The sequence below is a fragment of the Streptomyces sp. C36 genome (assembly GCF_040932295.1).
Taxonomy (GTDB): Bacteria; Actinomycetota; Actinomycetes; order Streptomycetales; family Streptomycetaceae; genus Streptomyces; species Streptomyces triculaminicus.
On sequence record NZ_JBFQGI010000004.1, the window covers coordinates 487,186 to 506,587 of the forward strand.

General features: G+C 71.7%; 22 protein-coding genes and 1 tRNA gene. 13 read left to right on the forward strand and 10 right to left on the reverse strand.

The window, feature by feature from the left end; translation table 11 throughout:
- The first annotated feature begins 44 nt into the window (after nt 1-44).
- Nucleotides 45-737, forward strand: coding sequence for a ScbR family autoregulator-binding transcription factor (locus AB4K12_RS15760; protein WP_368434795.1), 693 nt, complete (start codon nt 45-47; stop codon nt 735-737).
- 104 nt (nt 738-841) lie between these two features.
- On the opposite strand, the gene AB4K12_RS15765 is transcribed toward AB4K12_RS15760, so the two are convergent.
- Nucleotides 842-1,438 (reverse strand): TetR/AcrR family transcriptional regulator, encoded by a 597-nt coding sequence (locus AB4K12_RS15765; RefSeq protein ID WP_368434796.1) that lies wholly within the window; start codon nt 1,436-1,438, stop codon nt 842-844.
- Nucleotides 1,439-1,929: 491 nt separating this feature from the next.
- On the opposite strand from AB4K12_RS15765, the gene AB4K12_RS15770 reads away from it, so the two are divergent.
- The 3 genes from AB4K12_RS15770 to AB4K12_RS15780 all read left to right on the forward strand — a co-directional run bounded on the left by AB4K12_RS15770 (nt 1,930) and on the right by AB4K12_RS15780 (nt 3,420).
- On the forward strand, nt 1,930-2,205 hold the full coding sequence (locus tag AB4K12_RS15770; RefSeq protein WP_368434797.1) for a hypothetical protein: 276 nt from the start codon (nt 1,930-1,932) through the stop codon (nt 2,203-2,205).
- A gap of 136 nt (nt 2,206-2,341) precedes the next feature.
- Entirely contained in the window at nt 2,342-2,767 is a 426-nt protein-coding gene (locus tag AB4K12_RS15775) for a rodlin (protein WP_368434798.1), read from the forward strand.
- A 209-nt stretch (nt 2,768-2,976) separates the two neighbouring features.
- Entirely contained in the window at nt 2,977-3,420 is a 444-nt protein-coding gene (locus tag AB4K12_RS15780) for a rodlin (protein ID WP_368434799.1), read from the forward strand.
- 124 nt (nt 3,421-3,544) lie between these two features.
- Here AB4K12_RS15780 and AB4K12_RS15785 read toward each other — a convergent pair whose 3' ends face one another.
- On the reverse strand, nt 3,545-3,811 hold the full coding sequence (locus AB4K12_RS15785) for a hypothetical protein (RefSeq protein ID WP_086573506.1): 267 nt from the start codon (nt 3,809-3,811) through the stop codon (nt 3,545-3,547).
- Nucleotides 3,812-3,963: 152 nt separating this feature from the next.
- Complete coding sequence (locus tag AB4K12_RS15790) at nt 3,964-4,359, reverse strand: helix-turn-helix transcriptional regulator (protein ID WP_086573508.1); 396 nt, start codon at nt 4,357-4,359, stop codon at nt 3,964-3,966.
- A 229-nt stretch (nt 4,360-4,588) separates the two neighbouring features.
- Here AB4K12_RS15790 and AB4K12_RS15795 point away from each other — a divergent pair, with 229 nt between their 5' ends.
- From AB4K12_RS15795 to AB4K12_RS15815, 5 genes are all read left to right on the forward strand, one after another.
- Nucleotides 4,589-4,804 carry a hypothetical protein gene (locus AB4K12_RS15795; RefSeq protein ID WP_190063589.1) on the forward strand — a complete coding sequence of 72 codons (216 nt, stop codon included), beginning with the start codon at nt 4,589-4,591 and terminating at the stop codon, nt 4,802-4,804.
- A 141-nt stretch (nt 4,805-4,945) separates the two neighbouring features.
- Complete coding sequence (locus AB4K12_RS15800) at nt 4,946-5,164, forward strand: hypothetical protein (RefSeq protein ID WP_086573511.1); 219 nt, start codon at nt 4,946-4,948, stop codon at nt 5,162-5,164.
- 94 nt (nt 5,165-5,258) lie between these two features.
- Nucleotides 5,259-7,352 carry a hypothetical protein gene (locus tag AB4K12_RS15805; RefSeq protein WP_368434800.1) on the forward strand — a complete coding sequence of 698 codons (2,094 nt, stop codon included), beginning with the start codon at nt 5,259-5,261 and terminating at the stop codon, nt 7,350-7,352.
- 39 nt (nt 7,353-7,391) lie between these two features.
- Complete coding sequence (locus AB4K12_RS15810; protein WP_368434801.1) at nt 7,392-8,039, forward strand: hypothetical protein; 648 nt, start codon at nt 7,392-7,394, stop codon at nt 8,037-8,039.
- Nucleotides 8,040-8,075: 36 nt separating this feature from the next.
- On the forward strand, nt 8,076-8,801 hold the full coding sequence (locus AB4K12_RS15815; protein ID WP_368434802.1) for a hypothetical protein: 726 nt from the start codon (nt 8,076-8,078) through the stop codon (nt 8,799-8,801).
- 12 nt (nt 8,802-8,813) lie between these two features.
- On the opposite strand, the gene AB4K12_RS15820 is transcribed toward AB4K12_RS15815, so the two are convergent.
- Nucleotides 8,814-9,170, reverse strand: coding sequence for a MerR family transcriptional regulator (locus AB4K12_RS15820; protein ID WP_368434803.1), 357 nt, complete (start codon nt 9,168-9,170; stop codon nt 8,814-8,816).
- Nucleotides 9,171-9,595: 425 nt separating this feature from the next.
- On the opposite strand from AB4K12_RS15820, the gene AB4K12_RS15825 reads away from it, so the two are divergent.
- Both AB4K12_RS15825 and AB4K12_RS15830 read left to right on the forward strand, forming a co-directional pair.
- Nucleotides 9,596-9,799 carry a cold-shock protein gene (locus tag AB4K12_RS15825; RefSeq protein ID WP_037915390.1) on the forward strand — a complete coding sequence of 68 codons (204 nt, stop codon included), beginning with the start codon at nt 9,596-9,598 and terminating at the stop codon, nt 9,797-9,799.
- A 216-nt stretch (nt 9,800-10,015) separates the two neighbouring features.
- Entirely contained in the window at nt 10,016-10,285 is a 270-nt protein-coding gene (locus AB4K12_RS15830; protein ID WP_362256311.1) for an SCO5918 family protein, read from the forward strand.
- On the opposite strand, the gene AB4K12_RS15835 is transcribed toward AB4K12_RS15830, so the two are convergent.
- From AB4K12_RS15835 to AB4K12_RS15855, 5 genes are all read right to left on the reverse strand, one after another.
- Nucleotides 10,272-10,979: a DUF998 domain-containing protein gene (locus AB4K12_RS15835; RefSeq protein ID WP_368434804.1), complete on the reverse strand. Its 708-nt coding sequence runs from the start codon at nt 10,977-10,979 to the stop codon at nt 10,272-10,274. The two genes, AB4K12_RS15830 and AB4K12_RS15835, sit on opposite strands and share 14 nt — an antisense overlap.
- A gap of 166 nt (nt 10,980-11,145) precedes the next feature.
- Nucleotides 11,146-14,016, reverse strand: coding sequence for a M48 family metalloprotease (locus tag AB4K12_RS15840; protein WP_368434805.1), 2,871 nt, complete (start codon nt 14,014-14,016; stop codon nt 11,146-11,148).
- 6 nt (nt 14,017-14,022) lie between these two features.
- Nucleotides 14,023-14,580, reverse strand: coding sequence for a hypothetical protein (locus AB4K12_RS15845; RefSeq protein WP_368434806.1), 558 nt, complete (start codon nt 14,578-14,580; stop codon nt 14,023-14,025).
- Nucleotides 14,581-14,685: 105 nt separating this feature from the next.
- Nucleotides 14,686-16,368, reverse strand: coding sequence for a serine/threonine-protein kinase (locus AB4K12_RS15850; protein ID WP_368434807.1), 1,683 nt, complete (start codon nt 16,366-16,368; stop codon nt 14,686-14,688).
- 134 nt (nt 16,369-16,502) lie between these two features.
- Nucleotides 16,503-16,573 (reverse strand) — tRNA-Gly (locus AB4K12_RS15855).
- A gap of 526 nt (nt 16,574-17,099) precedes the next feature.
- Between AB4K12_RS15855 and dcd the strand changes: the two genes are divergently transcribed.
- Both dcd and AB4K12_RS15865 read left to right on the forward strand, forming a co-directional pair.
- On the forward strand, nt 17,100-17,675 hold the full coding sequence (gene dcd, locus AB4K12_RS15860; RefSeq protein WP_071962992.1) for a dCTP deaminase: 576 nt from the start codon (nt 17,100-17,102) through the stop codon (nt 17,673-17,675).
- 29 nt (nt 17,676-17,704) lie between these two features.
- A complete protein-coding gene (locus tag AB4K12_RS15865; RefSeq protein WP_086573381.1) occupies nt 17,705-18,202 on the forward strand; it encodes a phosphoribosyltransferase in 498 nt (165 codons plus the stop codon).
- 90 nt (nt 18,203-18,292) lie between these two features.
- On the opposite strand, the gene AB4K12_RS15870 is transcribed toward AB4K12_RS15865, so the two are convergent.
- The gene (locus AB4K12_RS15870) at nt 18,293-19,303 is read right to left on the reverse strand and encodes a Yip1 family protein (RefSeq protein ID WP_368434808.1); all 1,011 of its coding nucleotides are present in this window, start codon (nt 19,301-19,303) and stop codon (nt 18,293-18,295) included.
- Between the last annotated feature and the right edge of the window lie 99 nt (nt 19,304-19,402).

Consider the following 19,402-nt stretch of genomic DNA (forward strand, 5'->3'; position numbering starts at 1 on the left):
CCGCCGACTTGCGGCGAAGAGACCCAATTGATCCGGAGGCAACCGTGGCAAAGCAGGACCGTGCGATCAGGACTCGCCAGTCCATTCTGGAAGCGGCCGCGGTGGTGTTCGACGAGCGGGGCTACGACGCCGCCACCATTACGGAGATCCTGGCGCGGGCCGAGGTGACCAAGGGGGCGTTGTATTTCCACTTCGCCTCCAAGGAGGAACTGGCGCTCGCGGTGATAGACGCCCAGATGTCGACCGTCCCCGATCCGTCCGACCTGGCCGGCACCTGCAAGATGCAGCAGCTGGTCGACATGGGAATGATCTTCGCCTGTCGAATGGTCGAGGACCCGCTGCTGCGCGGCAGCGTCCGGCTGACGCTCGAGCACGGCTCGTCGAACCTCAACCGCGCCAGCCCCTTCAACGGCTGGACCGAGGTGCACACCCGGGTCCTGGTGGAGGGCAAGGAGCGCGGCGAGGTGCTGCCCCATGTGGTGCCGGGCGACACCGCCGAGCTGATCGTCGGCGCGTACGCGGGCATCAACACCATGTCCCAGGCGGTCACCAACCGCGCCGACCTCGAGCGCCGGGCCATCGTGCTCTATGAGCACCTGATGCCCAGCGTGGCGGTGCCCTCGGTGCTGGCCCGGCTCGACATGAGCCCCGGCCGCGGTCCCCGCGCGCTGGCGCTGGCCGAGGCCGAGCGAACCGCGGGCCGGGCGGAGGACGGGCAGCTGATCGCCGCCGGCTGACGGGGCGGATCCGTTCCGGGAAGCGGCCCGGACCCGCCGGCGGCCCTGCGGCGAGCCATCAAACCGACTCGACGGTATGGAGTGCTCGCGGGGGCCGTGCGGGGTCACCGGACCGCGGCCGGCTCCGCCTCCGCGCGGCCGGCCGAGTCCAGGATCTCCAGGGCGACCCGCAGGAGGGCGGCACGCTTGTCCTCGGGGTCGCCCTTCACGCCGTCCAGGGCGAAGGTTCCGAAATGGACCGTCAGCAGGGCGCTGGAGGACCGTACGGAGCTCTCCAACGCCCCGTCACCCGACTGGATGAGCGTGGAGACGGCGGTCACCCGCCGGCGCAGCGTCTCGCCGATGGTCAGCTCGCGCAGCGTCGCCTGGTTCTCCTGCAGGATGCGGTAGATCGGGGCGGCGTCCCGCAGGGCCGCGCTGTAGCGGCGCAGTAGTTCGCGCTTGGTCTCCAGGGTGGGGGGCTGGGCCTCGCCCCAGGCGATGAGCTCGTCGACGGGCCGCCCGAGCTGCTCGGAGAGGGCGCCGAGGATGTCCTCCTTGGTCTTGAAGTGGTAGTACAGCGCGGCCTTGGTGACCCCGAGCTCCTCGGCGATCTCGCGCAGCGACGTCTTCTCGTAGCCCCGTGACACGAACAGGTCCAGTGCCGTCTTCTGGATGCGCTCGCGGGTGTCGCTCTTGCGGGGCTGTGGCGTGCTGCCCATGGGCTCACTCTCCTGCTGTCCGTCGTCCGTCGCACATGTACTCAACTAACCCGCTGGCAAGTAAGTACAGGTGGGCCTCCCGCACACGTTAGGGGAGAAAGATCGTCCTCCAGGACCTGATCGGCACGGGGTTACCGCCCGACACCGGTACTCCAGGGGGCGTAGGGGCGGTGGTCGCGGCGCCCGCCGTCCTCCTGCCGGGCACTCGGGGCGATGCCGCCCCCGCGGCGGCGCCGGACGGGCGTGAACAAAACTCTCCGCTGGTCACCGTGTTCGCGGTCAACCGATCGACGTGATGCGGCGTCACCCGGCCGCCGCTGGCCGGTTCCTTGTGGCCGGGATTTTTCGTTGAGCGGTCTCTTACCTGTCGACAAGTAAGTAAAAAGCATACTTGACGCCCGGTTAGGGGCTGCATACTCTTCCGGCGGAGCTGGCTGGCCTGGCGGCAAGTACGAAAAACGCGACTGGACCGAGGGGATGGTGGCGTCGGGATGGCACGAGTCATTGCTGCCGCGATCGACTACTACGCCGTACACGACTACGACGCGGTGGGCCACGAGGTGGACGGCGGTGCGGCCGAGGAGCCCGTCCCCGCGGTCTTCGAGGGGCTGAGCGTCCCGGTGCGGACCGCGGCCTCGTTGCTCGGGCTGACGCCGTGGACCGTCGCCCACCTCATAGAACGCGGCGAATTGCGCAGCGAACGTGGCGGGCAGTATCGCTACGTCACGCTGACCAGCATTTTTTCCTATCGAAGGCTTGCCCGTTGATTCCGATTTCGCGGTAGCGGCGCCCACTGGCTCGAATGAGTGAAAGCCTGAGTAATGCCCGGAACTTCCCGAATGGGCCGGAGTTATTCAGAACGCTTTCTCAGTGGGGGCGCTACTCGATCGAAAGGCAATTGACGTGCTCAAGAAGGTACTCGCGACGACCGCCCTGACGGCTTCCGCGGTCGGCGCCATCGCCTCCCCCGCGATGGCCATCGGCAACGACCAGGATGTCTTCAACGCCAACGGTGCGAAGACCGGCTACGGCAACACGCACACCGGCGGCAAGGAAAGTCCGCAGATGAGCCTGATCCAGGGCACGCTGAACAAGCCGTGCCTGGGCATCGGGAAGATCAACGCGCAGGGCCTGCTCGGTGCGGTTCCGATCAACCTCCAGGACATCCCGATCCTGACGTCCCAGCAGCAGCAGCAGTGCACCGACAACTCCACGATCAACGACGGCGACGACCCGCTGTCGCACATCCTGGACGAGATCCCGATCATCTCGGGCAACGGCTCGGGTAACGCCGGCCCGCTCTTCGGCGAGTACGGTCACGGTCACTGACCGGAGTCCGGACCACTGGGAATTCCCCCTGCGGCGGGTGTGCGGGACCCGCCGCAGGGGGTTTCCCTATGGTGTGGAAAAAAGAATAGGGCCGGGTATTACCGTGGGCCGAATGAATGAAGCCCGATAACCTTTGCGGACCGCTTCGGGTTAGACATGGTGTTCTCTGTCATTCGTCGGCCCGGTCGGCTCGGAGCGAAGGAACAACTGTGATCAAAAAGGTAATGGCCGCGGCCGCGCTCGCCGTCTCCGCCGTCGGTGGGGCCGCCGCTCCGGCCATGGCGGCCGGCGGAGGCGGTGACTCCAATGACACCTACAACGCCAACGGCGCCACCCAGATGTACGGCAACACCTGGACCGGCGGCTATATGAGCCCTCAGATGGGCCTGATCAACGGCTCGTTCAACAAGCCCTGCATCGCCATCGGCAAGGTGGGTCTCCAAGGGGTCCTCGGGGCGGTCAGCCTCCAGGACATTCCGATCCTGTCCTCGCAGCAGCAGCAGCAGTGCACAGAGAACTCCGTCATCAACGACGGCGACGACCCGCTCTCGCACATCCTGGACGACGTCGCGATCATCTCCGGCAACGGTTCCGGCAACGCGGGCGGACTGTTCGGCCGGCTCGGCGGGCACGGCAAGCACCGCCGCCACTGACCGGGGCGCGCCCCGCACACGAGAGCCGCCCCCCGGCGATCCCGGGGGGCGGCTCTCCGTGTCACCGGCGGCCGGCGCGTCCGTCGCGGACGGCGGCGGCGCGGTCAGCCCTCGTAGTAGGCGGTCAGCCCTCGTAGTAGACCGTGAGCACGGCGCCGCCCACGTCCACCCGTCGCCGGCCCAGCCGTTCGCCGCGGCGCAGCGCTCCCAGGCATGTGCGGAACATGCCCATCTCCTCGTCGGTCAGCACCGCGGCCGCCAGGTCGAGGAGTTCGTCGACGCTCCGGTCGGTGAGCACTTCGGGCAGGTCGCCGGAGAGCAGGACGACGGATTCCCCGGTGCGTCCCCGGACGACGGCATTGGACGTCGAGCCACCACTGACAACGAGCACGCATTCCCCCTGGCCTCGGCAGATCGAGACGATAGCCGGGAGCGGGCATGATCCTCGGCCGGACGGGAATATTCGCTGGATTCAACCATCCCGGGAACCGGGGGAGTTGAGGGCGGCGTCCGTGACGCCGGGATGCCGGGGAAACGGCCGGTTCAGTCCTGTGAGGGTGACTCCTTGGGCGCGCGTTCGAGCAACGACTCGACCAGCGCCGCCACATGCCGGCGGTCGTCGGAGGACAGCCGCTGGACACTCGCGATCAGCAGGTCGACCTCGGGGTCCGGCGGGGACTGCGGGGCGTCCTGGCTCGCGGGGTAGAGGTGGATGCCGCAGGCCTCGGCGGCGGCCCGGCGCACGGTGTCCAGGGGCAGGTCGAGCCCCCGCGACAGCCCCTCGAGCGTGGCGGGCTGCGGCATGCGCACCAGGCGTTCGGCGGTGGCCAGATGGTGCACGGTCGAGCGGGGGATGCCGCCCCTGCGGGCGACCTCTCCGTAGGACCACCCCTGCCGGTCCAGGCGCTGTCTCATCAACTGCTGCAGTGCGTTGGCCACTGACGGTCGCTTCCTGCTCTCGGCGGTTCGGCTCTCGGCTGGCCCGTCCCTCGGGTGGAACCGATTCTACGGGCGGCGTCCAGACGAACCGCTTGCGCGGGGCGGACGCCCGCCGCTAGTGTCCAATCTCGTTGGACAAGCCGTCCGACCGCATCGGACGCGAGGCCGGGGGGTCCTGCCCGTGCCCGAGAGCGCAGTACGTGACACACCATCCCGGAGGGGGACGACCATGCTCGACGCGCATGAGCTCGAGGCCGAGTCCGCTGAGCTGCTGCCGGGCCGTGAGGCCCTGGGCAAGCTGAAGTTCAGCTTCACCCGCACCACGAACGTCACCAAGCACGTCGCCAATGTCTCGGCGCACAACTCCTCGACGGCGCTCAACGTCTGCTCGCCGGACGCCGTGGCCCAGTCCGCGGCCGGTCAGTCGATCGCCATCCAGCAGTAGCACCCCGCGGCGGTAGTACACCGCGGCCGCACGCCGTCGTAGGCGACAGGCGTGCAACAGAACGTCATCAGAGGTGTCCGCGGGCCGCACCGGTCGCACGGCACGTCGTTGCACACGTCGTTGGTACAGAAAGGCACAGCCATGAGCATGAACCCGATCGAGCTCGAAGCCGAGTCCGCCGAGCTGCTGCCGGGCCGTGAGGCCCTGGGCAAGCTGAAGTTCAGCTTCACCCGCACCACGAACGTCACCAAGCACGTGGCCACCGTCCACGCGCACAACGAGTCCCTGGCCGTGAACGACAGCTCGCCCTGGGCGGTCGCGCAGTCCGAGGCGAGCCAGGCCATCTCGATCAAGCAGTAGCCCGGCCCACGCACTCGGCGGGCCGCGTCCAGGGGAAGGCGCGGTCCGTCGACAGGGGGGACAACAGGCGGTTTCGCCGAGGGGGAGGACGTGGATGACGGTGGTCGGGGACCACGAGGCCGGCCGCAGTCGCCATCACGCCATCGGCGAGACCGCGACGCTCCAGATCGACACCGGGATGTCCGGCGTCCGGACAGGGGACGCCGGAGCCCCGGTGCCGGGGCCCGGCGGCTTTCCGTACACCGCCGCCCCGGAGGCGTACGGGGCCGGGGAGCCCGAGGACGTCACCCGCCGGCTGCCGCTCGCGCGGCCGCCGGAGCCCGAGCCGCGGTCCGAGGCCGAAGCCGTCGTCCCGCGGCTCGGCGCCGGGCTGCGGCTGCACGGCGAATACCAGGGCTCGGGCTTCAACGAACCCAAGTACATCGCCCGGCGCGGCGACGGCCAGGTCGTACAGCTCTCCAGGCTGCTGCACCTGGTCGCGTCGGCCATCGACGGCGTGCGCGACATGCGGGCGGTCGCGGCCGAGGTCAGCGCCGGATACGGACGCGAGGTCAGCGGCGAGAACATCGCCTACCTGGTGGAGAAGAAGCTCGAGCCGCTCGGCATCACCGTGCCGCAGGGCCAGGAGAGCGACGAGGTCCACGGCCCCCGCTCGGACCTGCTGCTGAGCCTCAAGGGCCATCGGGTGATCTTCAACGAGAAGCGGGTCGCCGTCATCGCCCGCTCGCTCGCCTGGCTGCACCGCCCGCCCGTCGTCGCGACCGTGCTGTCCCTGGCCGTCGCCATGGACGTGTGGCTCTTCGGCTTCCACGGCGCGATGGAACCCGTACTCAGCGTCCTCGACCAGCCGTTGCTGCTGCTCGTGGTCTTCGTGCTCACCGTCGCCTCGCTCGTGTTCCATGAGTTCGGGCACGCCTCGGCGTGCAGATACGACGGCGCGCATCCCGGCTGCATCGGCTGCGGCATCTTCCTGATCTGGCCGTCCATGTACACCGACGTCACCGACGTCTACCGCATCGGGCGCGCCGGGCGGATCCGTACCGACCTCGGCGGCGTCTACTTCAACGTCGTCTTCATGCTGCTGCTGACCGGGGCGTACTTCGTCACCGGCCAGCCGTTCCTGCTCTGCGCCGTCTACCTCGGGCACTTCGAGGTGCTCGAACAACTGATGCCGGCCGTACGGCTCGACGGCTACTTCATCCTCGGCGACCTCGCCGGCGTCCCGGACCTCTACGGCAAGATCAAGCCGATCCTGCTCAGCATGATCCCGGGCCGCAAGCCCGATCCCGCCGTCGCCGACCTCAAACGCAAGACGCGCGTCATCGTCACCACCTGGGTGTTCACCATGGTGCCCTTCCTGCTCGGCGAGCTCTGCTACGCCCTGTGGAACCTGCCCCGCCTGGTCGCCACCGGCATCCGCTCGCTCACCCAGCAACTCACCGGCACCTACGAGGCGTTCGCGGCCGGCGAGCTGCCGGCCGGGCTGGCCGGAGTGCTCGGCAGCCTCATGCTGATCGTTCCGCTGGCCGGCATGACGTACCTGTCCATCCGCCTCTCGGGACGGCTGGGCCGCAACGCCCTGCGCTACACGGCCGACCGCCCCCGCCTGAGGGTCGGGCTCGTCCTGGGCGTGGGGGCCGTCGCCACGACCCTCGCCTACGCCTGGACCAGCGGCGTCACGCCCAAGCCGCTGCCGCCCGCGCCGCCGATCGCCCCGATCCTGCAGCCCCACGTGCCCACCGCCCCGGCCTCCCCGAGCCCCACCCTGCCGGGTCACGACCCGTCCAAGGAGAACGAGCCGGGTGTCTGGGCGCCGGACGGCGCGGCCCCGGTCGTGACGCCGCTGCCCTGGCGCACCCCGCCGGCCGCCCCCGGACTGCCGACGCCGGTGCCCGCCGCGGTCCCCGCCCCGCCGGGCGCCCCGGCCGCCGCACCCGCCCCGGCCGCACAGCCCACGCAGGCCCCCGTGCCCGTCGTCCTCCCGCCCACCATGCCCCCCGCGCTCCCGCCCGCCCTGCCGCCGAGCGCCCCGCCCAAGCCCGCACCGGCGCCCACTGCCACGGCCGCGCCCTCCCCGGCCGCGTCCCCGACGCCCGCCCCGGCCCCGGAGCCGTCGGCGAGCCCGTCCGCGGCGGCCACCACCCCGGCGCCACCCGCGCCGGCCACGTCGCCGCCATCGTCACCGTGAACCGCGGTGAGTCACCGTGAACCGTTCCAGGAGAAGACCGTGAAGCCTGCGAAGTCCCGTACCTCCCGTCACTTCCTGCGCCTCGGCCTGCTGGCCGCCGGCCTCGCCGCGGTCGCCACCGCGGGCCCGGCCCAGGCCGCCGAGGCGGTCGCCATCGCGCACGACGGCGTCCGCACCACCGCCGACCACCGCCACCACACGCAGTTCCGCGACAGCTTCTCCGTCCGCCAGCTCGGCACGGTGGCCGCCGCCCGCGTGGACAACCGGGCCGTCGCCCGCTCGGCGGGCTGCACCGCCGACGACGCCTGCCGGTCGGTGGCCCTGTCCTTCCAGATCGTCACGCTCTCGGGCGAGCACGTCCGGCTCGCCGCCGTGAACAACGGCCGCGCCGTCAACGACCACTGCACGGGCTGCCAGACCCTCGCGGGCGCCTACCAGTTCGTCCTCTCCACCCCGAAGGCCACCCGCCTCACCCCGGCCGCCCAGCGCCGCCTCGCCGACATCCACCGCCGCCTGGACGCCCTGGGCGCCTCCCGCCTCCCGGCGGCCGACCTCAGGAAGAAGACCGACGCCCTGGCCGCCGAGGTCGCCTCCGTCCTCGCCGCCCCGTCCTCGACGACCGCCGACCGCTCGGCCCGGCCCACCGTCAAGGTCCACCGCCAGCTGGACGGCTGGCCCGGCCGCTGACGGCACGCGGGCCCCGCCTGCGCGATAATCCCGATCATGAGGCTCACCGGGTCGCACCAGCGGCTGCTCGCCGATCTGGCCGCCGTCGGGGCGTCGTACCCGCTCGCCCTGTCCGGCGGCCACGCCATGGGGGCGCACGACCTGGTGGACCGCCCGTGCCGGGAGGTGGAGCTGGCCACCGACAGCCCGGTGCCGATGGAGGACATCGCGGCGGTCGTCCGCTCCGGGCTGACCGAGCGCGGCTGGCGGGTGAGCGGGGCCGACACCGCCCCGCTCGGGGCCCGGCTCCTGCTGACCGACGCCACGACCGGGGAGGAGCACACGGTGGTCCTCCTCAAGGAGACGGTGTGGCGGCCGCCCGTCCGTACGGAGTACGGGCTCGTCCTCGCCGCCGAGGACGTCGTCGGCACCCGTGTGCGCGCCCTGGCCGACCGGGGCCTGGCCCCGGACCTCGTCGACGTCCGGGCCGCCTCGGCCCGCTGGTCCCTCCCCGAGCTGGAGGAGTTCGGCCGCCGGCACGCCTCCGACACGTTCGATCCGGCCGATCTCCAGGCCCGCCTGGAGGCGGCCGACTGGATCGACGACGGCGAGTTCGCCGCCTACGGTCTGGACGCCGCCGCCACCGAGGGGCTGCGCCGCTGGGCCCACGGCTGGGCCACCGAGATCGCGGAGCGGATCGCCGAGGAGACGCCGTACGAGGACGAGGACGAGGACGGCAGCGGAGACGGGGACGACGGCGGGGACGACCGCGGAAACGGCTGACCGGCGGCCCGCTCAGGGGCCGGCGGGCCGCTCAGGGCGATCCGGGCGGTTCTCGCGGCGGCGCAGTTCCTCGTTGAGCCGCAGGGCCTCCTCGAGCTGGTCCTCGAGGATGATGATGCGGCAGGCGGCCTCGACCGGGGTGCCCTGGTCGACGAGCTCGCGGGCGCGTGCGGCGATGCGCAGCTGGTAGCGGGAGTAGCGGCGGTGGCCGCCGCCGGATCTCAGCGGGGTGATGAGCCGGGCCTCGCCCAGGGCCCGCAGGAAGGCGGGCGTGGTACCGATCATCTCGGCGGCGCGGCCCATGGTGTAGGCGGGGTAATCGTCGTCGTCGAGATTGCCCGCGGCGTTCTTTCGGGCCTCTGGAGCCATGCGGGGACCCTATCGGCTGGCGGAGAACGATGTCTATCGCGGCCGTTGCAGGTTTGGGCCGGTGAGGGCCTTGTGCCGCGTGGTCCCCGTCCCCGGACGGGTGCGGCCGCGCCGTCGGGCGGGGCGGGGGCGAAGGATTTTCGAGCGATGAATATCTCTTGCGGCGGCGACAGAAATTACGTGTTCGCCGGCGCCGGTATTTCCGGCGCGAACCCGCCGGTCCGGGAAATCTCTATACGGCGGCGGATGGCGCGTGCTACTGTCGATTTCAGTTGCAGTTGTGGTTCCCATAGCCTCGGATGTCTGTCTGCCGTCTTTTTGTCGGTGGCGGCTTCTAGTACCCCGGAGTTCTCCGGATGGGGCGATCGCGGCGACGCGAGGCTCACGAGGTGTGAGTCCAAGGCATTTCCCCGAAGGAGAAAAACATGGCCACCGGTACCGTGAAGTGGTTCAACGCGGAAAAGGGCTTCGGCTTCATCGAGCAGGACGGCGGCGGCGCCGACGTGTTCGCCCACTACTCGAACATCGCCACCCAGGGCTTCCGTGAGCTGCAGGAGGGCCAGAAGGTGAGCTTCGACGTCACGCAGGGCCAGAAGGGCCCGCAGGCGGAGAACATCGTCCCCGCCTGATCCCTTCAGGCGTTGCAACGCCGGGGCCCGCATCTTGGGTGCGGTCCCCGGCGTTTGCTGTTTGTACAGAAATTCCTCGGCGTACGCGTGTCGGGACGTCGCGACGGCCGAATGCGCTCGATATTTTAATTCGACCCGTTCGTGTGATTTCCTGCACGGCCTGTAGCGGGGAATTTCCCGTGACGCCGACTCTTCCTCCCATCCTGATGAGGCACCATGCGATGCGTGATCGCTCGTTTTCCCTTCGACTTCATCAAGAGTGAGGTGCAGACGCTGATGTCCGGCGTCGAGCCCGAGGACGCCACCGGCCCCTGCGCCGTCATCGACGACCGCACCTATCCCGTCAAGCAGGTCGGCCAGGTGATCACCGGCCTGGACCGGCGGGACTTCACGGCGCTCGAGCTCACCCGGGCGCTGAGCCGTCTGGGGTTCACCTGTGTCACCGCTCCCGTCGCCGGCCGGCTGGGCCCCGTCACCGACTTCTGACGGCCCCGGGCGTCACGGCGTCCGCCCCGCGAGCGGCACGGAGCATCGCGACCGCCATGACCAGGGCCCACGCGTCCACCGCGAAGGCGGCGACGCGTTCCAGGCCGCCCAGCCCGGTCCCCGGGTCGGCCTGGGCGAAGAACATCCCCGCCGCGGCCACCGCGACGGCGGCCAGGGCGAGCGAGACGCCGCGCAGCCTGCCGAACAGGGACCGGCCGGGGACGAGCCCCGTGCAGAGGAGCCCGAGGTTCCCCAGGCCCATGATGAGCAGCGCCCCCAGCACGTGGACGTTCTCGTCGGCGTCCGCGGGCACCAGGCCGACCAGGACCCAGCCCCCGGCGTTGACGGCCATGAGTATTCGGGCGGTCACCGCCGCCCCGCCGCGTCCCCAGCAGGCGCCGGCCAGCAGGGTGCCGGCGAGCAGCAGGACGCCGTGCAGCACGAACGAGGCGTTCATGGCGTCGTGCCAGGGTGAGCAGACGTACCGGGGCCGGGACGCGTCCCAGGTCCCGCAGTGGATGTTGCCCAGGTCGCTGATGTTGTTGGCCGCCCAGCTGTAGGGCGTGCGCCAGCCGGCCTCCACGACGAGCTGGACGACGAAGAACTGCGCGATGGCGACGATCCATACGACCGCACCGGCCTTCGCTGCCGGTGGGACGAGGTCGCCGGAGCGCGGCGCGGGTCTCGGTTTCACGATGTGCCTTTCAGGGCCGCCGACTTGAGCCACGTGCGTTACGTGAGTCGTTTGCGTCCCGTCAACGCTCTCAGCCGGCGCCACCCCGGCACATCGCTGCGCGGAGGGAACCCGGAATCCCCCTGTCGAGCGAGCCGGGACCGGCTCGCGCGGGGGACCGGGCGCCTCAGCGCGGTGACCTCGGCCCCGGCAGCGGCAGTTTGCTCGTCACCGCGTCCATGCGCGCGGTCGTCGCGCCGGCGGAGGCGGCCGCCCCGACGAGTTGCCGCACCGAGGCCATGAGGAGCTCGCCGTCCGACCGGGCCGTGGCCTGTTCGCAGGTGTGGCCGACGCCCTCCAGCTGGGTGGTGAACCTCTTCCAGTGCGACTGGGCCTGCGGATCGGGCACCCGGAAGTAGTCCCCGGCGTCCCGTGAGATCCGGAGGAACGAGGCGCAGTAGGGGCGGACCCGGGATTCCTCGATCGTGCCCTTCCCCTGGACGAGAAGCGCCGTGAACGCGCGGGAGGTGGTCATGAAGCGGCCGACCAGGTCCTCTCCGCCGTAGGCGTACCAGATGATCACCTGGATCTGCCGGGTCCGGTCGGACACGGGCACGTCCGGCGTTCGTGCGAGCGAGGTCGTGCCCGGCCGTGAGGTCTGCCGCGGCGTGTCCGCCATCGCCGTCGCGGTGACGCCCAGCGCGGCGGCGCACAACGCACCCACCCAGACGCGGCGGGCGGCGGTCCCGCGCCCCCGCCCACCGGGCGGCCGCGCGGGGGCCGCGCTCCACGCCGACGGCCACCGTGCGCTCCGTACCGCCGCCACGGCCGCCACCGCCATGGCCGCGACGACGGCGGTGAGCGCGCCGAGCAGGAGGGCCGGGCCCAGGAGGTAGTGGAAGACCGGCCAGGACATGTCGGGTCGCCAGCCGCAGGTCCGTACGAGCGTGTTCAGCGGCTGGACGCATCCGTCGGAGGAGGCGAGGACGAACGTCCCGGCGAAGGCCACCGCCGTCGCGGCCTGGGCCGCGATGAGCGCCGTGAGCAGCCGGAAGCGGCGCGCCCGCGCGCTCGCGACGAGGGCGGCCGTGGCCGCCGCCGCGCCCAGGGCCACCAGCGCCCACGCGTAGTAGCCGACCGCGAAGTGCCGCGTCAGCTGCCCGGGCGCCGGCTGCCGGGTGTGCAGGACGGCCATCACGGCGACGAGGGCGGACCAGCCCGAGGCGCCGCCGAGGACGCCGGCGAGCAGTACCCCGCGCAGCGACGGCACCGCGTCCTCCGGCCGGTCCGGCGCCTCCTCGTCGCCGCCCTGCACGGCGCCGCGTACCCAGGCGGGCGTGGTGGCGGCGGGGCGGATCACCCAGGCGAGCAGCGGGACGATCCACAGGGCCGCGACCGCCGGGAGGGTGAGGGGGCCGCCGGCCACCTGGCCCAGGTTCACCATGGCCGCGACGGGTGTGGTCCGGTACGCCTCGGGGATGGACTCCAGTGCCGAGGCCTCGTACAGCCTGGTGAGGTCGAGGGGCGTTCCCATGGCGAAGAACGTGCCGCTGCGCTGCCACCACGCGAACCACGCCGACAGCACCAGGCACATGGCGGCCAGGCCGAGCAGCATCGCCGGGCGGATCGTCCGCCCCCGCCACACCCGGACCCACAGGTGGGCGCACTGCGTGGTCCACCAGACGATCACCCCTCCGGCGAGCACCACCAGGGCGAGCACCTCGGGCCGGGCGGGCAGCCAGCGGAAGAGGGTGACGTCGTCCACGACCAGTTCGCCGACGGCCATCCCGGCCCCCAGCCACAGCCCCGCGCGCACGCCGGAGGGCACGCGGCGGGCGGTGAGCACGGCGTGGGCCACGCTCCGCCACAGGGCGATCCCGACCACCGCGGTGATCAGACCGGCCGAGAGGAGCACCCTCACATGCTCCGCCCACAGGCCGTTCCACCGGGATGTCGCGCTCTGGGCCTGGTAGTTGATCAGTGTGGCGGCGGCTCCGGTGAGGAACAGCGGCAGCGCCCGTATGCCGAACAGCGCCGCCGAGTCGGTGAGGGAGTCCCGGCGCAGGTCCCACCGCGGGTGCGTGCGCCAGAGCTCGGCGAAGGCCGCGAGCGCCCGCCGCGCCGCGCCCCGCGGCGGCGGGGGCGTCGCGACGGCCCAGCCACGGGGGTCCGCGCCCCAGCGCATGGCGGCGCGGTCCGCGTAGATCTCCCGGTGGCGCAGCACGTCCGCGCGCGCCAGGTGGACCAGCACGACCATGAACGCCATGAGCGCGACGCCACGGGTCAGGGCCGGGAGCTCGGCGGGGCGGAGCATGGGCGACATCCGCACGGCGGACCGGACGAAGTACGCCACGGCGGGCACGAGCACCACGACGACGAACGCCCGCCACACCGCGACGGTGACGTAGGTGACGGTCACGTCGCCATGGCGGATGTGGGCCATCTCGTGCAGCAGCACCGCCCGGAAGCCCTCCGGGGCGGTGCGCCGGCGGGCGAGCAGGCCACCGTGCAGGCACACGGTCGGGCGGCGGTTGCTGCCGAACACCACGGCGCCGGTCGAGGCCGCCGCCGGATCGACGACGACACGCGGTACGCGGGCCAGCCCCGCCACCGCCGCGAACTCCTCCAGCAGACGGCCGATCGCGCCGTCGTGGTCGATCGCCGCCAGCGGCACGACCCGGCCGCGCCGCGCCTTCCAGGCGGGCAGGCCCCAGAACAGCAGACAGGCCACGGCCAGCAGCAGGGCCGGCCAGGCGAGGCTCACCCACCAGGGCAGCTGCGGTTCGTAGCGAGCCCTGCAGGCGTCGTAGGCCTTGCTCTGGCTGGACGCGCTGAGCAGGCTGTCCAGGGCGGTGCCGTGGAAGGGGTCTCCCCCGGAGGCGAGGAGACAGCCCATGCGGCCGAAGCCGGCCGGGTGGGAGAACGCCCGGGTGATGCCTCCCATCACATAGCCGCAGCTCACCAGCAGCAGGACCACCAGCAGCGCGAAACGCACCGTGGTGCCCGCGCCCATCGACCGCTCGTCGACGACCCGTGTCCGGGGCAGCGTCGTGGTCATCCCGTGCTAGCCCTGGGCCGGAGTTCCGCTTCCCGCCGCGCTCTCGGGGCCCGGAGGCCCCTGGGCCTCCTCGCCGGGCCCGGCCAGCGCGAGTCTGGCCACCACCGCGTCGGCGATCGTCGCGGCGCGTTCGTCGCCCAGCCCCCGCTGTACGGCCGACTCGACCACGCGCCGGTGGATCTCGGCGAGCTGCTCCCGGGTCAGCTCGGGGACGGTGACGGGCGCGTCCGGCCGGCGCAGGAGTCTGCGTATGACGGTCCTCGTCCCGGTGGTGGCGCTGGTCGCGACGGCGGCCGCGATCTGGCGTGCCGTCTCGTCCACCACCAGCCACACCACGGGAGCCGCCATCGCCGCGATCTCTCCCAGCCCGAACCCCAGGGGCTCACGCCGTCCGCCCCGCCGGCCCAGCCGTCGCACGACCGTGGCGTCGTCGAACCGGGCCAGTGCCTCCACCAGAGGCAGTTCCTCGGGCGCGACCCGGGCCACGACATCACGGACCACGTCGCGCACCCTGGTCCCTTCCGTCAAGAAGTGCTCGCCGGCCGAAGCTGCTCCAGAGCCCATCGTGCCCTCCTGTGGCCCGTGTTCCGCCAGAGCACGCTACTGCGGAAGCTCAGACTCCGTCCTGGATTGCGCCCATCCGGTCGGCCGGCCGGTCAGGAGCGTCCATCAACAGCGAGGAGGCTGGCCGCTCTGGCGGGTCAGATTGTCGCCGGACATCCAGCCCGAGGTGCTCGTGCCGTCCACACGGACGTAAATCCATTTGTTGCCATAGGCGTTGACGACGGAGCACTGGTACAAGAGCTTCGTGCCGCTCTTGGCCCGGGACACGGAGGGGCATGTCTGGTACGGCCCCGTCACCACGTGATAGTCGCCGGACAGGTAGCCGTACGAGCCGGGCTTGGGGTCCTTGTGGGTCCAGCCGCCGCAGCTCTTCGACACCGAACTGGGCTTGGCCGTCGGCGTGCCGGCCTTGGCCGTGGGAGAGGCCGGGCGCGAGGCCGCGCCGGACGGCTTCGCCGGGGGGTGCGTGGACGACGAGGGGTTCGGAGCGGCGGATGTTCCGCCCCCGCCCGGGCCGCCGCCGGCCGCCGGGGAGGCGCTCCCGGGCGCCGCCTGGGCCCCGCCGCCCTTGCCGGTCAGGGCGTACGTGACGCCGCCCCCGGCGAGCAGGACGGCGGCGACGCCCGCCGCGATGAGGGTGCGACTGCGGCGCCGTCCCCGGTCGGCCGTGGAGCTCCCGGCGCCGGGAACGTGGCCCGCGACCGGTCCTCCGGCCTGCCCGAGCGCGTGCGGCGGCCCGGGCGGCGGGTAGCCGGTGTGCGGAGGCCGGGGGGACGGCGGGGGGAACGGCGCCGCCGGGCCGAACCCGGGCGGCGGCGGGGCGACGGCCGGCGCGGGCGCGGGCATGGGCGCCGGTACGGGCATGGGCGCGGGGCCCGGAGTGGGCGCGGGGGCCGGAGTGGGCGTGGGTATGGGCGGCGCGGGGTGCGTCGTCCCGCCCGCGGCCACCCGCTCCAGCATCTCGCGCGCCTGGTCGGCGGTCGGCCGGCTCTCCGGCTCCTTCGCCATCAGTGCCCGCAGTACGGGCGTGAGCGGCCCGGCCCGGCGGGGCTCCGGCAGCGGCTCGTTGACGATGGCCGTCATCGTGGACCACACGGACGTGCGGCGGAACGGTGCGGCGCCCTCCACGGCCGCGTACAGCGTCATGCCGAGCGACCAGATGTCGGACGCGGGCCCGGGCTCCTTGCCCTGCGCCCGCTCCGGCGGCAGGTAGTCGATGGAGCCGATGATCTGGCCGCTCTGGGTCAGCTTGGTCACGGCGTCGTCGTCGGCGTCCATGGTGGCGATGCCGAAGTCGGTCAGCACCACCCTGCCGCCGCGCTCCAGGAGCACGTTCGCCGGCTTGACGTCGCGGTGCAGTACGCCGACGCGGTGCGCGGCGTCGAGCGCGTCCATCAGCTTGGCGCCGATGGCCGCGGCCTCGTGGGGCTCCAGCGTGCCGCGCTCCGCCAGCACGTCGTCGAGCGAGGGCCCGTCGACGAGCTCCATCACGATGACCGGCAGGCCCTGCTCCTCGGTCACGTCGTGCACGGTGACCACGCCGCCGTGCCGGATGCGGGCGGCGGCCTGCGCCTCCCGCTGCATCCGGGCCCGCAGGTCGGCCAGTTCGGGTGCGGAGGCGTCGGTGAAGGCGCGCAGGAGCTTGACGGCGACCTCGCGGTTCAGCAGTTCGTCGACCGCCCGGGCGACCACTCCCATGCCGCCGCGCCCGATCGTCGACGTGACCCGGTAACGCCCTCCGAGCAGCTTGCCCGCCAGTTCTTCGCCGTTCGCTTCCCCCGAGGTCACCGCACGCTCCGTCCCGTCACCGTTCGTCGTTCGTATGGGCGGCCCAAGAGTAAGGGGAAGGGCGGGGGGAGCAGCCGGACCGCTGGGCGCAGCAAAGAACCCCCAGGTCGGTGACCTGGGGGTTCTTCATGAAGAGCGGGCGACGAGAATCGAACTCGCGCTCTGAGCTTGGGAAGCTCATGTTCTACCATTAAACTACGCCCGCGCGAGGCGCCCATCGGGGCGTCGCATCGTCGCACACTGTACCCCATCGAAGGCCCCCGGCGCACTTGCCGTGGTGGCCTTCTCGTCGTGTGTGGGGGGTGTGGCGGGGGTGGGGATGAGGGCGTGGGGCGCGGGAGTTGGGGCGTACCGTGGGGCACGGCAAGAGGCGCGGGGGGCGACGGGGTGCCGCCTTAAGGTCGGCTGGATAGATCCCCTAATGTGGCTTTTGTCTTTCATGTCGTGCCGGAGGCGCGCATTCAGTAACGCCATGGGGAAAGGGAGCTCGATGGAGCGCACCGTCGTTCGTTGTGCCGAAGGGCACGTGTTCAGCACCGCTTCGTTCCCGATGCAGAACCTCGGTACCGGCCGGATCGGCCCCGGGCGGCTCCTGCGCTGCCCACGCTGCGCGCGACTGCGCCGGTCCGTGCCGGTGGGGAGCGAGAAGAGGTGATCGGGCGCGGGCCCGGGCCGGGGCGGCCCGGGCCCGCGTTGTCAGGTTGTCCGTCTTCTTTGCGTATCCTCGAGGCGTGCTTCTCTCAGACAAGGACATCCGGGCCGAGATCGACGCCGGCCGAGTGCGGATCGACCCGTTCGACGAATCGATGGTGCAGCCGTCGAGCATCGATGTGCGGCTCGACCGCTACTTCCGGGTGTTCGAGAACCACCGGTACCCGCACATCGACCCCGCGGTCGAGCAGGCGGACCTCACGCGCGAGGTGGTGCCGGAGGGCGACGAGGCGTTCATCCTGCACCCCGGCGAGTTCGTGCTGGCCTCCACCTACGAGGTGATCACGCTCCCGGACGACGTCGCCTCGCGCCTGGAGGGCAAGTCCAGCCTCGGCCGGCTCGGCCTGCTGACGCACTCCACGGCCGGCTTCATCGACCCGGGCTTCTCCGGGCACGTGACGCTGGAGCTGTCGAACATGGCCACGCTGCCGATCAAGCTGTGGCCCGGGATGAAGATCGGGCAGCTGTGCATGTTCCGGCTGACGTCGCCCGTCGAACATCCCTACGGGTCCGCGAAGCACGGTTCCCGGTACCAGGGCCAGCGCGGGCCGACGCCCTCGCGGTCCTTCCAGAATTTCCACCGCACGCAGGTCTGAGCGACCAGGGAACAAGGCGAAGAGCAACAGTGAGCGATATCCGCGAGAACCTGACCTACCCGATCTTCGGGCAGGCCGTCCGTGAGCTGGCGCAGACCATCGCGGACGACGGCTACGAGCCGGACATCATCCTGTCCATCGCGCGCGGCGGCGTCTTCGTCGCGGGCGGCCTCGCCTACGCGCTGGACTGCAAGAACATCCACCTGGTGAACGTCGAGTTCTACACGGGCGTCGGTACGACGCTGGAGATGCCGGTCATGCTCTCCCCCGTCCCGAACGCGATCGACTTCTCCAACAAGAAGGTCCTGATCGCCGACGACGTCGCCGACACCGGCAAGACGCTCAAGCTCGTGCACGACTTCTGCCTCGACCACGTCGCCGAGGTGCGCAGCGCGGTCATCTACGAGAAGAGCCACTCCCTCGTGAAGTGCGAGTACGTCTGGAAGAAGACGGACGAGTGGATCAACTTCCCGTGGTCCGTCGAGCCGCCGGTGGTGCGCCGCGAGGGCCAGATCCTCGACGCCTGAGCGCGCTGAACGCCGACGGGGAAGGGCCCGTCGTGATCTCGGAGACGAGATCGCGACGGGCCCTTCCCCGTGGCTGCCGTACGGCTACGGCTACAGCGTGCCCAGCTTCATCAGCGACAGCAGCGCGACCAGCTGGATCGCCGAGGCGCCCAGCGCCCGCGGCCAGGGCAGGTCGTGCGACTTGGCGACCATCGAGGTCAGCAGCGCGCCGCCGGCCACCCAGGTGGCCCAGCCCAGCACCTGTACGAGCGTGCTGTCGCCGCCCAGGAACATCGCGAAGAGCAGCCGGGGCGCGTCCGAGATCGACATGATCAGCATCGACAGGCCGACCGTCGGCTGCCAGAGGCCGTCGCCGCCGAGCTGCCGGGCGAGGGTGTGGGTGACCGCGCCCAGGATCAGCCCGGCGATCACCACCACGACGCCGGTGATCAGCACCGCCGGCAGGCTGTTGGCGAGCGAGGCGTTCAGGACGTCCTGGCGGGCCTTGTCGAAGCCGAAGACGGCGAGCAGGCCGTAGACGAACGTGACGATCAGCGCCGGGCCCCACATGGCGTGGTCGCGCATCTGCCAGAACGTCGCCTGCGGGCGCAGCACGATGCCGCTCAGCAGGTCCTTCCAGTGCAGCCGCGGCCCGGGGGGCGGGGCGGGCACCCCGGCGTCGCCGTACGGGGCGTCGCCGCCGTACCCGCCGTACGCGTCCGGCGCCTCGCCGAGGCTGAACTGCTGCGTGCGGCCCGCGTCGTCGGGGGTCCGGCCGTAGTACGGGTCGTGGGCCGCCGGCCCGCCGTACTGCTGCCCGTACCCGGACTGCGGCGGCGCCTGGTGCCCGCCGTTGCCGAAGTACTCCGGCTCGTCGTACCCGCCGGGCTGCTGCTGCCACTGCTGCTGGCCGCCGCCGCCGTAACCGGGTATGCCGGGCTGCCCCGGCGCGCCCTGGCCGCCGTAGGGAGCCTGCTGTCCTTGCCGCGCGGGTCCGGGGTCGTGCGAGTCCCGTCCGCGTCCCATCCTGAATCCAGCCACGCTTTGAACGTACCCGGTCCCGGAGCGTCCGGGAGCCGGGCCCGGGGCAACAAGCCCGGCATTGCGGCCGACCTGTGACATCCCTTAGGGGAAAGGTCCGGGACCGGTGCGGCCGAAAGTACGTTTGGAGGCGCGATCGCGGCCAAGAGGCGCGCGGTCAGGGCGTGGTCAGGGCGCGGT